This window comes from Streptomyces chartreusis NRRL 3882 (assembly GCF_900236475.1).
GTDB classification, from domain to species: Bacteria; Actinomycetota; Actinomycetes; order Streptomycetales; family Streptomycetaceae; genus Streptomyces; species Streptomyces chartreusis_D.
Window position 1 is genome coordinate 2,891,203 of sequence record NZ_LT963352.1, and the last position, 14,416, is coordinate 2,905,618.

A 14,416-nucleotide genomic window follows, 5' to 3' on the forward strand; every position below is an offset into this window, starting at 1 on the left:
GGGGCGGCCCTCTTACGCAGTGCTTACCTCAGTCGCCGTTGCCCGGCGTCGGGGTGGTCTTCTGGATCTGCATCAGGAACTCGGCGTTCGACTTCGTCTGCTTCATCTTGTCGAGGAGCAGCTCGACGGCCTGCTGCTGGTCGAGGGCGTGCAGCACCCGGCGCAGCTTCCAGACGATGGAGAGTTCGTCGCTGGCGAGCAGGATCTCTTCCTTGCGGGTGCCGGACGCGTCGACGTCCACCGCCGGGAAGATGCGCTTGTCGGCGAGCTTCCGGTCGAGCTTGAGCTCCGCGTTGCCGGTGCCCTTGAACTCCTCGAAGATCACCTCGTCCATGCGGGACCCGGTGTCGACGAGAGCCGTGGCCAGGATGGTGAGCGAGCCACCGTCCTCGATGTTCCGCGCGGCACCGAAGAAGCGCTTCGGCGGGTACAGCGCCGTCGAGTCGACACCACCGGACAGGATGCGGCCGGAAGCCGGGGCGGCGAGGTTGTACGCACGGCCCAGACGCGTGATCGAGTCGAGCAGCACGACGACGTCGTGGCCCAGCTCCACCAGGCGCTTGGCGCGCTCGATGGCGAGCTCGGCGACCGTGGTGTGGTCCTCGGCCGGGCGGTCGAAGGTCGAGGAGATGACCTCGCCCTTGACCGACCGCTGCATGTCGGTGACCTCTTCCGGACGCTCGTCGACCAGGACGACCATCAGGTGGCACTCGGGGTTGTTGTGCGTGATCGCGTTGGCGATCGCCTGCATGATCATGGTCTTACCGGTCTTCGGCGGGGCCACGATCAGACCGCGCTGGCCCTTACCGATGGGCGAGACCAGGTCGATGATGCGGGTGGTGAGGACGCCCGGGTCCGTCTCCAGACGGAGGCGGTCCTGCGGGTACAGCGGCGTGAGCTTGTTGAACTCCGGGCGGCCACGGCCGTGTTCGGGCGCCATGCCGTTGACGGAGTCCAGGCGCACCAGCGCGTTGAACTTCTCGCGGCGCTCGCCTTCCTTCGGCTGGCGGACCGCACCGGTGATGTGGTCACCCTTGCGCAGGCCGTTCTTGCGGACCTGGGCGAGGGAGACGTACACGTCGTTCGGGCCGGGCAGGTAGCCGGACGTACGGATGAAGGCGTAGTTGTCGAGGATGTCCAGGATGCCCGCGACGGGGATCAGGACGTCGTCCTCGGCGATCTGCGGCTCCTGCACGTCGTCGCGGCCGCGACGGCCCCGGCGGTCGCGGTAACGCCCGCGACGGCCACGCCGGCCGCCCTCGAAGTCGTCGTCGTCCTGCTGCTGACGGTCACGGTCCTGACGGCCGCCGCCCTGCTGCTGGTTCTGCTGGCCGCGCTGACCGCCCTGCTGGTCGTCGCCCTTGTTGCCACGGCGGTCGCGGTCGCGGTCACGGCCGCGGTCACGGCGGTCGCGACGCCGGCCTTCGCCGCCGTCACCGGCGTCGGACTTCGGGTCGTTCTGGGACTGCTGCTGCCCCTGCGGGTCGCCCTTGGACTCGTTCTTCGCCTCGGTGGCGACCGTCTCGGGAGCGCCGGCCGGGGCGCCGGCGTCGGCGGTGGCCCGGCGACGGCGGCGCTCGGAGGGCGCGTCGTCGCTGGGGGCGCCTCCCTGGTCGAGCGAAGCCGAGACCTTGGGAGAAGGCTGGCCGGGGATCTCGATCTGCTGCTGGGCCACGGCCTTCTCGGCCTGGTCGGCCTTCTCGGCGGGGGCCTCGGAAGCCTGCTTCGCGTCCGCCTTCTTCTCCGCCTTCTCGGCGTTGTCCCCCGTACGGGTCCGGGAGGTGGCGCGGCGCTTCGGCTTGGTCTCGGCGGGGGCCTCGGCCTTCGCGGCCGGAGCGGCGCCGCCGGACGCCTGCGCCTCCTTGATGACCTCGATCAACTGGCTCTTGCGCATGCGCGCGGTGCCCCTGATACCGAGGCCGGATGCGACCTGTTGCAGCTCGGCCAGCACCATGCCCTCGAGGCCGGTACCGCGGCGCCGCCGGGAGCCGGCACCGGTGGCAGGCGCGGAGGCGTCCGTGGCGGGCGCGGCAGCGGTCTCCTCGACACGTGCGCCCATCAGATCGGTGGTGTCGCTCACGAAGGGTCCTTCCCTGGAGCGGACGTCGGCCTGTCTGGCTCGGCGACCGGTTGTGCTGTCCGGCTTCGGTCCGTGTGGTGTGAACCGTGCCGGGGCGGTGGTCCGCCTCAGCGGCGGAGGAATCTGGTGATGGCGCTTCCATATGCCGTGGCACCCAGTGTCAGTGTCACGCGGCGTGGTCGCACCGGTTCCGGAGCGTGCCCTGCGCCCCGCTCAGTGTCCGTGTACGGCGTACGGTCCGACGTACGGAACACAGTGCGGCTTGGGGGGCTCCCGGAAGAATGTCTGTCCCGGACGGGGACACGAGGCACCTCGCCATGGTGGGGTCGGGTGCAGACTTGAGGTTAACACTACCGGATCCAACAAACATTCCCCCTCTCGAAATCCGGCAACCGTGCGCTTTTAAATGTCACTGGAGGTCGCGAGCGGCAGCACAACCGCGCCCTGCGGATCGAGACTCAGCCGGTTGGCGGCCCAGTCCGCGCCCGCCAAGGCCTCGACCTTGTCGGCGGTGCCGGCGTCGGCCAGCGCCATGACCGTCGGGCCGGCACCGGAGATGACCGCGGGGACGCCCTCGGCCCGCAGCCGCTCCACCAGCGCCGCGCTCTCGGGCATGGCCGGGGCGCGGTACTCCTGGTGCAGGCGGTCCTCGGTGGCGGGCAGCAGCAGCTCGGGGCGCCGCGTCATGGCCTCGACGAGCAGGGCGGCACGGCCCGCGTTGGTGGCCGCGTCGACGTGCGGCACGGTGCGCGGGAGCAGGCCGCGCGCGGTTTCGGTGAGTACCGGCTTCCCGGGCACGAAAACCACCGGAACGATGGAATCGGCGGGCTCCATCCTGATCGCCCGAGCCGCGCCGCCCTCCATCCAGGACAGCGTGAAGCCGCCCAGCAGGCACGCGGCGACGTTGTCGGGATGGCCCTCGATCTCGGTGGCGAGCTCCAGCAGCGCGGTGTCGTCGAGCTTGGCCTCGGCGCCTATGGTCACGGCACGCGCGGCGACGATGCCGGCACAGATGGCGGCCGAGGAGGAGCCCAGGCCCCGGCCGTGCGGAATGCGGTTGGCACAGACGATCTCCAGGCCGCGCGGCTGCCCGCCCAGCAGATCAAAGGCGGTGCGCAGGGAACGTACGAGAAGGTGCCGCTCGTCGCGCGGGAGTGTCTCGCTGCCCTCACCCGCGATGTCGATGTGCAGCCCGGAGTCGGCCACCCGGACGACCACGTCGTCGTACAACCCCAGCGCGAGGCCGAGGGCGTCGAAGCCCGGGCCGAGGTTGGCGCTGGTGGCGGGGACGCGCACCCGGACGGCGGCGGCGCGGAACGCTGGACCGGCCATCGCTCGATGACTCTCCTTGAGCTGCGTGATTGTCGAATGACGTGGGACGGACATTCGATGGCGTACGAGAACCCTGGGGGCCGCGGAGACGGCGCGGCTCCGCGGCATATGCGGCGGGCGGGTTCAGTACAGCCTATCGAAGGAAGGTTCTGTGGCGACATAGGGCGCACAGGAGGCGCACGATGCGTGTCGTAAGCCCCCTGTGCACCCCCCGTAGGGAACCTCCCCGGGCAAGCGCCGTCTTACGCCGGACCGTGTCGAGCGTTACACCGGCGCTCGATGCGTCGGCGCACGTCAGACCGGGCCGAGGCGCCTCAGGCGAGGCCCAGGCGCTCCGCCGCGGCCGCCGCGTCGACGGGTACGGTGACCGGCTGCGGGGCACCGGCGACGGCCCAGTCGGGGTCCTTCAGACCGTTGCCCGTGACGGTGCACACGATCCGCTGCCCCGGGTCGACCTTGCCCTGCTCGGCGGCCTTGAGCAGACCGGCGACGGACGCGGCGGACGCGGGCTCGACGAAGACGCCCTCCTGCGAGGCCAACAGCCGGTAGGCGCGCAGGATCTCACGGTCCGTCACCTCGTCGATGACGCCGCCCGACTCGTCCCGCGCGGCGAGCGCGTACTGCCAGGAGGCCGGATTGCCGATGCGGATGGCGGTGGCGATGGTCGACGGGTCCTTGACGACCTCGCCGCGCACGATGGGGGCGCTGCCGGAGGCCTGGAAACCCCACATCCGGGGGGTCCGGGTGGCGACGCCGTCGGCGGCGTACTCCGTGTAGCCCTTCCAATAGGCCGTGATGTTGCCCGCGTTGCCCACCGGCAGGACGTGGATGTCGGGCGCGTCGCCGAGCATGTCCACGATCTCGAACGAGGCGGTCTTCTGGCCTTCGATACGTACCGGGTTGACCGAATTGACCAGCGCCACGGGGTAGTTGTCGCTCAGGCCGCGCGCGAGCGTGAGGCAGTCGTCGAAGTTGCCGTCGACCTGGAGGATCTTCGCGCCGTGCACGAGGGCCTGGCCCATCTTGCCGAGCGCGATCTTGCCCTGCGGCACGAGCACGGCGCAGACCATCCCGGCCCGCACGGCGTACGCGGCGGCGGAGGCCGACGTGTTGCCGGTGGAGGCGCAGATGACGGCCTGCGCGCCCTCTTCCTTGGCCCGGGTGATGGCCATGGTCATACCGCGGTCCTTGAAGGACCCGGTCGGATTCGCGCCCTCCACCTTGAGGTGGACCTCGCAGCCCGTGCGCTCGGAGAGCACCTGCGCGGGCACGAGCGGCGTGCCGCCCTCGCGGAGCGTCACGACCGGCGTGGTGTCGGATACCGGCAGCCGGTCCCGGTACTCCTCGATGATTCCGCGCCACTGGTGGGTCATTGCTGGTTACTCTCCTTCAACCCGCATGATGCTGGCGACACCACGCACGGTGTCGAGCTTGCGCAACGCCTCGACGGTCCCGGTGAGGGCCGCGTCGGACGCACGGTGCGTGACGACGACGAGGGACGCCTCGCCGTCCTTCCCCTGCTGGCGAACCGTATCGATCGAGACACCGTGCTCGGCGAAGACGGTCGCCACCTGGGCGAGAACACCCGGTTTGTCGGCCACGTCGAGGCTGATGTGGTAGCGCGTGACGACGTCGCCCATCGGGGACACGGGGAGCGCGGCGTAGGCGGACTCCCCCGGTCCGGTCGCGTCGCTGAGGCGGTTGCGGCAGACGGCGACGAGGTCGCCGAGCACGGCCGAGGCCGTCGGGGAACCGCCCGCTCCGGGGCCGTAGAACATGAGCTGCCCGGCGGCGTCGGACTCGACGAACACGGCGTTGTAGGCGCCGCGCACGGAGGCCAGCGGGTGGCTCAGGGGGATCATCGCGGGATGCACGCGCGCGGTGACGGACGCGCCGTCCGCGGCCCGCTCGCAGATGGCGAGCAGCTTGATGGTGCAGCCCATCTCCTTGGCGGAGGCGAAGTCGGCGGCGGTGACCTCGGTCATGCCCTCGCGGTAGACGTCGTCGAGGCGCACGCGCGTGTGGAAGGCGATGCCGGCGAGGATGGCGGCCTTGGCGGCGGCGTCGAAGCCCTCGACGTCGGCGGTCGGGTCGGCCTCGGCGTAGCCCAGGGCGGTGGCCTCGTCGAGGGCCTCCTGGTAGCCGGCGCCGGTCGAGTCCATCTTGTCGAGGATGAAGTTGGTCGTGCCGTTGACGATGCCCATCACCCGGTTGATCTTGTCGCCGGCGAGGGACTCGCGCAGCGGCCGGATCAGCGGGATGGCACCGGCGACGGCGGCCTCGTAGTAGAGGTCCTTGCCGTGCTCCTCGGCGGCGGCGTGCAGGGCCGCCCCGTCCTGGGCGAGCAGCGCCTTGTTGGCGGAGACGACGGAGGCACCGTGCTCGAAGGCGGTGGTGATGAGGGTCCGCGCCGGCTCGATCCCGCCGATCACCTCCACGACGACATCAATGTCGCCGCGTTTGACGAGGGCGGTGGCGTCGGTGGTGACGAGGGCCGGGTCGATGCCTTCCCTGACCCTGTCGGGCCGGCGCACGGCCACGCCCGCCAGCTCCACCGGGGCCCCGATCCGGGCCGTGAGGTCGTCGGCGTGCGTCGTCATGATGCGCGCCACCTCTGAGCCGACCACTCCACAGCCCAGCAGCGCCACCTTCAGCGGACGCGTACGCATCATCCGACCTCGTTTCCTCATTACCATCTACGGTGGAACCAGTCTCACTCACCGGACGGGACTTTCTGCCCCCGGTCCGGATCGTGAGACGTCTATTTCATTTGTACGGGGGCGGAAGACAGGAGATCTTCCGCCCCGCAGCCGGTCCGCTGCCGGCCCGGCTCAGCCGACGTCATCCGGCTCAGCCGACGTCGAGACGCAGCAGGTCCTCCTCCGTCTCACGGCGGACGATCACCCGGGCCTCGCCGTCCCGCACGCTGACGACGGGCGGCCGCAGCACGTGGTTGTAGTTGCTGGCCATCGACCGGCAGTAGGCGCCCGTGGCCGGTACGGCGATGAGGTCACCCGGTGCCAGGTCGGCCGGCAGGAACGCGTCCTTGACCACGATGTCCCCGCTCTCGCAGTGCTTGCCGACGACCCGGGCGAGCATCGGCTCGGCGTCGGAGGTGCGCGAGACCAGCGTCACGCTGTACTCGGCGTCGTACAGCGCGGTGCGGATGTTGTCCGACATGCCGCCGTCGACGGAGACGTACGTCCGCAGCCCGTCGAGGGGCTTGATGGTGCCGACCTCGTAGAGCGTGAAGGCGGTCGGGCCGACGATGGCGCGGCCCGGCTCGACGGAGACGCGCGGCGTGCGCAGCTTGGCGGCATCGCACTCACGGCTGACGATCTCCTGGAGCGCCTTGGCGATCTCGTGCGGCTCGCGCGGATCGTCGTCACTCGTGTACGCGATCCCGAGCCCGCCGCCGAGGTCGATCTCGGGCAGCTCGACGCCGTGCTCGTCGCGGACGTCCTTGAGCAGTGAGACGACCCGGTGGGCGGCGACCTCGAACCCGGACATGTCGAAGATCTGCGAACCGATGTGGCTGTGCAGGCCGACGAGTTCGAGCCCGTCGAGCTGGAGGGCACGGCGTACGGCCTCGGCGGCCTGCCCGCCGGCCAGCGGGATGCCGAACTTCTGGTCCTCGTGGGCCGTGGCGATGAACTCGTGGGTGTGGGCCTCCACGCCGACGGTGATCCGGATCAGGACCTTCTGCCGCTTCCCGAGGCTCTGCGCGATGTGGGCGACGCGGGCGATCTCCTGGAACGAGTCGAGCACGATGTGCCCCACGCCGGCCTCGACGGCCCTGGTGATCTCGTCGACGGACTTGTTGTTGCCGTGGAAGGCGATGCGGTCGGCGGGCATGCCGGCGGAGAGGGCGGTGGCCAGCTCGCCACCGGAGCAGACGTCGACGTTCAGCCCCTCCTCGTGCAGCCAGCGCACGACGGCACGGGAGAGGAACGCCTTGCCGGCGTAGTAGACGTCGGCACCGGCCCCGAACGCGGTGCGCCACGCACGCGCGCGGGCCCGGAAGTCGGCCTCGTCGAGGATGTAGGCCGGAGTGCCGAACTCCTCGGCGAGCTGCGTGACGGAGATCCCCCCGACGGTGGCGACACCGTGCTCGTCACGCGTCACGGTCTGCGCCCAGATCTTGGGGTCCAGGACGTTGAGGTCGGCGGGCGGGGCCGAGTAGTGGCCCTCGGGGAGGACGTCGGCGTGACGGGGCCCGGCGGGGTGTGCGGAACGGCTCATGATCGGTATGCGTCTCTCAGAGGTGGTCGGGTGCGTCGATGCCGAGCAGGGACAGGCCACCGGCCAGCACCGCCCCGGCGGCTTCGGCGAGGGCGAGCCGGGCGCGGTGGGCGGCCGAGGGTTTCTCGTCGCCGAGGGGCAGCACGGCGGGGAGCAGGGGCAGCGTGGCGTCGGCGACGGTGACGAGGTGCCGGGCCAGGCGGTCGGGGCCGCGGTGGGCGGCGGTGGCGGTGAGGACGCGGGGGTGGTCGCCGAGGGCGGCGAGCAGTGCCTCCGCGTCGCTCACGGGGCCGGGCTCGGGGTGGAAGCCCAGGTCGGCGGCGTTGCGCAGGAGTGCCCGGGTGCGGGCGTGGGCGTACCGGACGCGGAAGAGAGGGTTGGCCTCCCGCTGCACCAGGTGATCGCCGGGGATCCGGGGCCGGTCGTGGGCGGCCGGGTGGAGCAGGGCCCAGCGGGCGGCGTCGCGACCGAGGGGAAGGGGGTCGGCCGGGGCCGGGACGGGGCGGATGGTGATGTCGAGGTCGGCGAGGGTGCGGCTACCGCGACGGCCGGGACGGCTCCCGGAATGGCCACCTGAGTGGCCGCCCGAATGGCCACCAGAGTGGCCGCCGTCCACACCTAGGACGGTCTCCCACTCCGGCGCGGGCCGGCCGTCGCACGTGACGCGTACGGCGTCGCCCTGGCTGCGCAGCACTCGGGCCAGGGCATCCGTGACGACGACGGCACGGACCTCTGCCGGGCACCGGAGCTGCACGACGGTCCCGCTGAATCCCTCGGCGTGGCCGTACCGCCGCCCATGCCGGAGGATCTCGTCGACGAGGAGTGCGGAGGCGTTGCGTTCCAGGCTGAAGTTGAGAAATCCGGGCCCGGTGACGACGACATCGGCGAAGGAGGTCTCATCCGCGAGACGCGACCTCAGGATCTCGGCCACGCGCCGCGGCGGCTGCCCTGCAGCGCCGGCCAGCTGGAGGGCGATGCTGGTGGCGTAGTCGCCACAGCCCCCGGGCCCCGGCGGAGCGACCACGGCCCGCTCCGGCACGGTCACGCTGAGCTCACCCTCGTCGACAGCGCGACGCACGGCGTGCAGCACGGTGCGGGAGAGCTCGACGGGGGTCACGGGGACAAGCGTATGGGAGGAGGGGGGTGGGTATGCGAGCCGGTTTCAGGGAGGGTCCGGGATGTGGACGCGGGGCGGCAGAGCCGTGCGCGGCCCTGGTCCGGCCATCCACGCCCGGCCGATGCATCACCCGCCGGCACTCCCGGCCCGCTCGGCCTCCCCCGCACCGAGGACGGACCCGTAAGCGGGCGCACCACCGCCACCGGCACCACCGCCGCCCCCCGGCCTGCCCTCACTCCGCTCCCGCTCGATCAACTGACGCACCATGCCGACGAGTTCAGCGGGCTCGAAGGGCTTGGCGAGGAAGGCGTCGACGCCCACTTCGAGCCCGGCCTCGACCTCGTACTGCGTACAAGCGCTGATGATGGCGAGGGGCACGTCACGGGTACGCGGATCGGCTCGCAGGCGAGCGGCGGTCCTGATCCCGTCCAGCCGGGGCATGACGACGTCGAGGGTCACGGCATCGGGCCGCACCTGATGAACGACATCAAGACACTCGGCACCATCGGCCGCGGTCACGACCTCCAGCCCCTCCAGCTCGAGGTTGACCCTGATCAACTGCCGGATGACCTTGTTGTCGTCCACAACAAGCACCCGGCCCGACGCGCCTGGCACAACTCGAGAGTAGGTCGGCCCCGGCCACCGCGTCCGGGTTTTCCCCACTTCCACCCCGACCGGGGCCCCCACAACCCCGCCCCCGACAGCGGAAACCCGTTCATGACCACCCCGAGCGAGCTGGTAGTGTTCTACCCGTCGCCGCGAGCAACGCGAACGACACGCCCCCGTAGCTCAGGGGATAGAGCAACGGCCTCCGGAGCCGTGTGCGCAGGTTCGAATCCTGCCGGGGGCACCCTGTATGAGGTGCCCAAAGACCCCGTCACCAGCGGAAACGCTGAGGCCGGGGTCTTCGTGTTTGTGCAGGCGTATGCCGCCCGGAGCGGGCGTATGTCGGGGTCTGTGGACGAGGCGTGGGCGGGATCTTGAAGCATCGCCGCAGGTAATGAGGCTCGCTAGGGTCAAGCGAGCGATTGGCGACGGGCTGTCCCTGAGCCCCCGCCTCGCATGGACGGCGGATGGACGGTTGGGGGACCTCGTGGACATGACGACGCTTGCTATCACGCTCATCAGCGCCGCAGGCACGCTTGGCGGACACTGGGCGGCGCAGTGCTCAGCCAGCGCGCCAGTCGGGCCGATGCCGCGGAACAGAACCGGCGCGCCGACCGCGAGCAGGAGCTGGCGGACCCCGCGCCGCGCAACCTAGCTAGCACAAGGGCCAGTTGATTTCAACGAGAGTTGACAGTTCGTATTTCTGAGCTGATGCTCCTCAACCATGGGACATGCATTTTCGAACCGAGTGACGGAACTGCACAAGCGGGGGAAGACCTACCAGCGGATGGCTGCGGACTGTGGCTTCAAGCGGTCGGTCACCTGGTGGAACAAGATGTACTGGCTGGAGATCAAAGACCCACCTGAGCCCGGGCTTTTCCCGCACCTCGCCATGGCCCTGGAAGTGTCAGAACGTCGCGTAGCCGAGATGGTCGCCGAGCAGTGGTGCGGCGTCCGTCCCGACGACGAGGTCCCCGAGCACCTGCGGAATATCGTCCAGCTACTACGGGGCATCGATCCGGAGGACGTACCCGCGGTCGAAGCAGTTGTGGATCTACTCGTCTCTAAGCACGTGGCCGAGACCACTCGTGGCCGGAGGGTCGTCAAGGTCAAGGCCAAGGACTCGTGAGTGGGCTCTGCTTGGTAGTCCACTGCCCGCGCTGCCACACCGGCGCGAGTGAGTGGACCGTACGCTCGCGATCGAGTTGAGCGAGGAGGAGCAGGAGATCCTGGCGTGCTAGGCGCGGCGGCAATCCTCCTCTCAAGCGTTGATGTGGGGGTCAAGGAACCTGATAGTTATCGCCGACCGGGACACGGGCACGGATGTCGCTACTGACCTGGGCTGCTCCACTCGGCAGTGATGAAGTTGCAGTCACCGGCTCGCCGCCGCCGGGCAAAGGGCATGGGTGGTGCTCCGCGCCCGGGTGGGACTGATCAGGAGGATCCACGCTGCGCGGCAGGGAACAACACAGATTCGAGGAGGGTGCAAGATGGGGAACCTAGGTAAGTATCAGGACATCGTCGAAGCAGCAAAACGAGCAGGCGGCGTCGACGCCTTGATCAAGATCATCCAAGATGCCGCCGTAGCGAAGGCATCCCCAGGAGTATTTAGGAAAGGTGCCGCACTAGGTGCCGGAGCAGGGGTGGTAGGCACACTAGCAGCAGGCGGAGTTGCAGTCACCGTGAGACGTTCCTTGGATGACAAAAGGGCTCGCGAAGCACTGGCTAACGAGGCAGAAAAACAGTTTAAGGCTGAAGTTGAGAAATCCATGAACTCGGATGGTGACAATCCGAAGAGTGGCGAGGGCGATAAAGATTCCGACGAAGTTTAAGACTGGCTGACAGGCCCTGCGCACTCTCAGTCGCCGATCATGTCCGTGCCGCTTCCAGCCCGTGACGTGCAGCTTCACACGGCCCCCTGCGCTCCCGCATTGAACTTGCCGACGTGCCAGTAGCAAGCGAGATGAAGCCACCGCACTACAGGCAGTGCGACTCAGCTCACTCTTTACTAACCAAGCATCAGCGCGGGTAGAAAAGCGACGGAGGCCCCAGGCGGCGTGCCTGAGGCCTCAGTGTGGGTGCAGGTTGTCTCACTCGTACTCGCGGAGGAGGTCCTCGATGCGGCGGTTGGCGACGTCCTGCCGTCCATCGAGGCACTTCGCGTAGCGGGTCAGCAGGACCTCAACGCTGTTGCCGGCGCGCTCGGCAACCTCAGTCGGGTCGACTCCGGCGTTGAGCCACGTCGACAGCGCCGAGTGCCGAAGGTCGTACGGCCGACTCGCGAGCGGCGAGGCCGCTACGGCCGGCGGGAGCGCCAGGAGCCGAGCCTCCTGCCACACGCGGTAGTAGGTCGAGGACGGGACGACCGAGCCCTTCTCACTGAAGAAGAGCCGCCCGTCTTCCGCCGTGCCGAAGGTGGCCAGGTGATCGCGCAGCACGGCGACGAGCTGGGGCGGGATGGGCACGGGCCGAACGTCCTCGGTCGGCCGATTCTTGAGTCCGCGGTCGTCGTGCGTCTCCCCCGAGTCGGTCCACTGCTTGCCGACCGAAGGACGGGTCCGGTGGAGCAGCGCTGACCCCCAGCCCTGCATGGGGAGCACGAGGTCAGTCTCCACCAGGCCGACCGCCTCAGCAGGACGGAGGCCACCGAAATACATCGCCGCGAACAACCCGACGAGGCGCCGACCGCGAGCCCGCCGGTAGCCACCCACGTAGGACACCGCTGCCAGGAGATTGCGGGCCTGCTCCGGGTTGGCGACAACGCGCGGATCGACCTGGTTCGAGACCTTGGGCTTCTGCCAGCGCACCGCCGTGATCGGATTCTCACGGAGCTCCCCCAGGTCGACCGCGTAGTTCGCAGCGTTGACGAGGGTCCGCCGCTTCCGCCGCACGGTCTCAGCGGCTGCGGCGGTGCCGTCGAGCTTCAGCTTCAGCCCGTCCAGCACCGCACGGGCCGTTGCGGGTTCAGCGAGATCCGCAAGCGGTCGGGATGCCTTTGCCACCCAGTGCAGAACGTTCCGGACGTTCTCCGGGACCTCTCGCTCGTTCGGCCCTGGCAGCACGAAGGCCCAGTTGCGTAATGCCTTACGGATCTCCTCGTCGGACGGCCTCCCCGCGCGCTCCACAAGCAGTTCCATGGTCACGCTGGTAAGGGATTCGTTGATGCCGTCTCGCGTGTTGGGCGCAGCGTGGGGCCACTTCATCGCGAGGTACCTGAGGGCGAAGTCGTACCAGGACAACGGCGACTTCTTCTGTTCCATAGAGGCCGGAAGGCCAGTCTCCGTGTCGAACTCTTCGCCGTCCCGCATGGCGCGCATGAGCTTCGCTCGGTAGTGATCAGCGAGCGCCTTGGTACGGAACGAGTCCGAGAAGACGTTGCCCGCGACGGACCAGCGGACGCCGTACGAGGGCGTCTTGGTGTCCCGCTTGCGTACGCCCCAGACCTTGACGTCGAGAGACTTCACGCCGCCGCCTCCAGCTGTCGCAGCCACGCGGTGAAGTCACTCCGCCACACCCGCAGCTCCCCGTTGGGCAACTTGAAGGCGGCAGGCCCGTATCCGAGCTCGCGCCAGCGATAGAACGTCCGGCGAGAGACTCCGCCCAGCTCATCCAGGACCTGGCGGACGGTCATCAGTTCGTCTCGACGGCGGTCCATGTTGGTTCTCCTTCCGTTCCAGGGGCGGCTTCGAGTGAGGCGGCAAGCCAGGTTTCGCCATGGCTGAGGCCAGTGCCGGCGAACACCCAGTGGGCAAGGACGAGCGTGGTTTCGCCGTCCTGCGGGACGGCCGGCGCCGCTTGAGCCCGGCGCCACTCGGCACGGGCGTCGCGGAGTGCACCGAGGGTCGTGGAGTAGCGGCGGGACTTGGTGGAGAAGTGGCCTCGGAAGCCGAGCATGTGCGCCCACGCCCGAAGGCGGAGGTCTGCCAGCTCGCGGCGAGCACCGAGGGAACAGGCAGTTCGGATCATGCGCCGGGCGTGCTCGGTGATCCGGGCCTGGGCCAGCTCGGCGAGGAAGCGGATCGGCCGGTCCAGGGTGCCGGTCGCTGTCTCGGCACCCTTGGTGGCGTACTTGGCGATGTACGCCGCTACGGCCCGTTCGGTCAGCTCCTGGCCGTCGTCGAAGTCGGCGGAGCGGATCGTGCGCACGTCGAGCTGACGGCCGAAGACAAAGCGATGCGCCCGGCCGTCGATCTTCGGTCCGTCCAGGCGCGCAGCCGTGGCCGCGACCTGGATGGCGTCGGTGAGCAGGTCGGCGGTGGCCCAGGTCGGAGGTGCGGTGTCGCCGCCCTCTGGGCCGTCGAGGCGGATGACCGCGTGGAAGTGGACGGCACCGCGCTTTTGGTACTCGGCCACCTTCGCGAAGGAGACCCGCGCGTGGTGCCGGAACGCCCGCTGTGTGAGGCCGGCGCGCTTGGCGACCTCCCGGCGTAGGTAGATCGAGAAGCGCCGCCACAGGGCACCGGCGTGCGCGTTCCAGAGGACGGCCGCTTCGTAGTCGTAGGTGTCCGGGTCGAGCGGAGTGCCCAGGGCGGGATCCTGTTCGTCGTGGCGGATGCCGCAGCGGCAGTCCCGGCCGCCCGAGGGACGGTTGTGGACCGGTCCGAAGCTCGGGGCGGTGAAGGTGGCGAAGACGCGCGGGTGCGCCGCCACCTGTTCCGAGGTGCACTTGCCGCCGCGCAGTCCGGCGGTGATCAGGTGGTAGGTGTCGCGACGGTAGGTCTCGGCGCAGGCCGCGCACCGGGTTGCGCGGCGGTTGTTGCAGCGGACGAGGAGCTGTCCGGCGGGGAGGCTGGCGGAGTCCAGGTGACGCAGGACGTTGCCGATCTCGCCGGTCGTCGTGTTGATCGCGTACTCGGTGCGGTGGCCGTCGAGGCGGACCGGGTGGGTGCAGCCGCCCAGGCCGGAGAGTTGGTGGGCCAGCTCGGGCAGGTTGCCGAGGGAAGCCAGCATGGAGAGTTCCGCCAGCGGGGGCGGAGTCTGCCGGGTGATGATGGGTGTTCCTCTCTGCTGTTTCGACGGTTGGAGGGGCGGCCCCGGGG

The 14,416-nt window shown here is 69.6% G+C and carries 12 protein-coding genes and 1 tRNA gene; 3 read left to right on the forward strand and 10 right to left on the reverse strand.

Features of this window, described 5'->3' with window-relative positions; all coding sequences use genetic code 11:
- Positions 1 to 28: 28 nt before the first annotated feature.
- The 7 genes from rho to SCNRRL3882_RS12735 form a co-directional block, all read right to left on the reverse strand.
- Positions 29 to 2,080: a transcription termination factor Rho gene (gene rho, locus SCNRRL3882_RS12705; RefSeq protein WP_010040189.1), complete on the reverse strand. Its 2,052-nt coding sequence runs from the start codon at positions 2,078 to 2,080 to the stop codon at positions 29 to 31.
- A 402-nt stretch (positions 2,081 to 2,482) separates the two neighbouring features.
- Positions 2,483 to 3,412 carry a homoserine kinase gene (gene thrB / locus SCNRRL3882_RS12710; RefSeq protein ID WP_010040193.1) on the reverse strand — a complete coding sequence of 310 codons (930 nt, stop codon included), beginning with the start codon at positions 3,410 to 3,412 and terminating at the stop codon, positions 2,483 to 2,485.
- 314 nt (positions 3,413 to 3,726) lie between these two features.
- The gene (gene thrC / locus SCNRRL3882_RS12715) at positions 3,727 to 4,785 is read right to left on the reverse strand and encodes a threonine synthase (protein ID WP_010040197.1); all 1,059 of its coding nucleotides are present in this window, start codon (positions 4,783 to 4,785) and stop codon (positions 3,727 to 3,729) included.
- Positions 4,786 to 4,791: 6 nt separating this feature from the next.
- The gene (locus tag SCNRRL3882_RS12720) at positions 4,792 to 6,084 is read right to left on the reverse strand and encodes a homoserine dehydrogenase (protein WP_029181191.1); all 1,293 of its coding nucleotides are present in this window, start codon (positions 6,082 to 6,084) and stop codon (positions 4,792 to 4,794) included.
- A gap of 178 nt (positions 6,085 to 6,262) precedes the next feature.
- Entirely contained in the window at positions 6,263 to 7,654 is a 1,392-nt protein-coding gene (lysA, locus tag SCNRRL3882_RS12725) for a diaminopimelate decarboxylase (RefSeq protein ID WP_010040201.1), read from the reverse strand.
- A 16-nt stretch (positions 7,655 to 7,670) separates the two neighbouring features.
- Positions 7,671 to 8,771, reverse strand: coding sequence for an ArgS-related anticodon-binding protein NrtL (gene nrtL, locus SCNRRL3882_RS12730; RefSeq protein WP_010040203.1), 1,101 nt, complete (start codon positions 8,769 to 8,771; stop codon positions 7,671 to 7,673).
- A gap of 126 nt (positions 8,772 to 8,897) precedes the next feature.
- Positions 8,898 to 9,365: a response regulator gene (locus SCNRRL3882_RS12735; RefSeq protein ID WP_010040205.1), complete on the reverse strand. Its 468-nt coding sequence runs from the start codon at positions 9,363 to 9,365 to the stop codon at positions 8,898 to 8,900.
- A 184-nt stretch (positions 9,366 to 9,549) separates the two neighbouring features.
- Here SCNRRL3882_RS12735 and SCNRRL3882_RS12740 point away from each other — a divergent pair.
- The 3 genes from SCNRRL3882_RS12740 to SCNRRL3882_RS40745 all read left to right on the forward strand — a co-directional run bounded on the left by SCNRRL3882_RS12740 (position 9,550) and on the right by SCNRRL3882_RS40745 (position 11,209).
- Positions 9,550 to 9,621 (forward strand) — tRNA-Arg (locus SCNRRL3882_RS12740).
- 504 nt (positions 9,622 to 10,125) lie between these two features.
- Positions 10,126 to 10,506, forward strand: a complete 381-nt coding sequence (locus SCNRRL3882_RS12745) for a hypothetical protein (protein WP_040903237.1) — start codon at positions 10,126 to 10,128, stop codon at positions 10,504 to 10,506.
- Between the two features lie 361 nt (positions 10,507 to 10,867).
- Complete coding sequence (locus tag SCNRRL3882_RS40745) at positions 10,868 to 11,209, forward strand: hypothetical protein (RefSeq protein WP_158688413.1); 342 nt, start codon at positions 10,868 to 10,870, stop codon at positions 11,207 to 11,209.
- A 258-nt stretch (positions 11,210 to 11,467) separates the two neighbouring features.
- Here the strand turns inward: SCNRRL3882_RS40745 and SCNRRL3882_RS12750 are convergent, their stop codons facing one another.
- The 3 genes from SCNRRL3882_RS12750 to SCNRRL3882_RS12760 are packed head-to-tail and all read right to left on the reverse strand — an operon-like array spanning position 11,468 to position 14,327.
- Positions 11,468 to 12,841: a tyrosine-type recombinase/integrase gene (locus SCNRRL3882_RS12750; RefSeq protein WP_010040209.1), complete on the reverse strand. Its 1,374-nt coding sequence runs from the start codon at positions 12,839 to 12,841 to the stop codon at positions 11,468 to 11,470.
- Positions 12,838 to 13,032, reverse strand: a complete 195-nt coding sequence (locus SCNRRL3882_RS12755; protein WP_010040212.1) for a helix-turn-helix transcriptional regulator — start codon at positions 13,030 to 13,032, stop codon at positions 12,838 to 12,840. The genes SCNRRL3882_RS12750 and SCNRRL3882_RS12755 overlap by 4 nt, the downstream gene beginning before the upstream one ends.
- Positions 13,008 to 14,327 carry a replication initiator gene (locus tag SCNRRL3882_RS12760; RefSeq protein ID WP_010040214.1) on the reverse strand — a complete coding sequence of 440 codons (1,320 nt, stop codon included), beginning with the start codon at positions 14,325 to 14,327 and terminating at the stop codon, positions 13,008 to 13,010. The genes SCNRRL3882_RS12755 and SCNRRL3882_RS12760 overlap by 25 nt, the downstream gene beginning before the upstream one ends.
- Positions 14,328 to 14,416: the final 89 nt, after the last annotated feature.

Excerpts from the sequence above, each read along its gene's own strand:
- thrB (WP_010040193.1), bottom strand. The coding sequence starts at position 3,412 with ATGGCCGGTCCAGCGTTCCGCGCCGCCGCCGTCCGGGTGCGCGTCCCC.
- thrC (WP_010040197.1), bottom strand. The coding sequence starts at position 4,785 with ATGACCCACCAGTGGCGCGGAATCATCGAGGAGTACCGGGACCGGCTG.
- SCNRRL3882_RS12720 (WP_029181191.1), bottom strand. The coding sequence starts at position 6,084 with ATGATGCGTACGCGTCCGCTGAAGGTGGCGCTGCTGGGCTGTGGAGTG.
- lysA (WP_010040201.1), bottom strand. The coding sequence starts at position 7,654 with ATGAGCCGTTCCGCACACCCCGCCGGGCCCCGTCACGCCGACGTCCTC.
- SCNRRL3882_RS40745 (WP_158688413.1), top strand. The coding sequence starts at position 10,868 with ATGGGGAACCTAGGTAAGTATCAGGACATCGTCGAAGCAGCAAAACGA.
- SCNRRL3882_RS12755 (WP_010040212.1), bottom strand. The coding sequence starts at position 13,032 with ATGGACCGCCGTCGAGACGAACTGATGACCGTCCGCCAGGTCCTGGAT.
- SCNRRL3882_RS12760 (WP_010040214.1), bottom strand. The coding sequence starts at position 14,327 with ATGCTGGCTTCCCTCGGCAACCTGCCCGAGCTGGCCCACCAACTCTCC.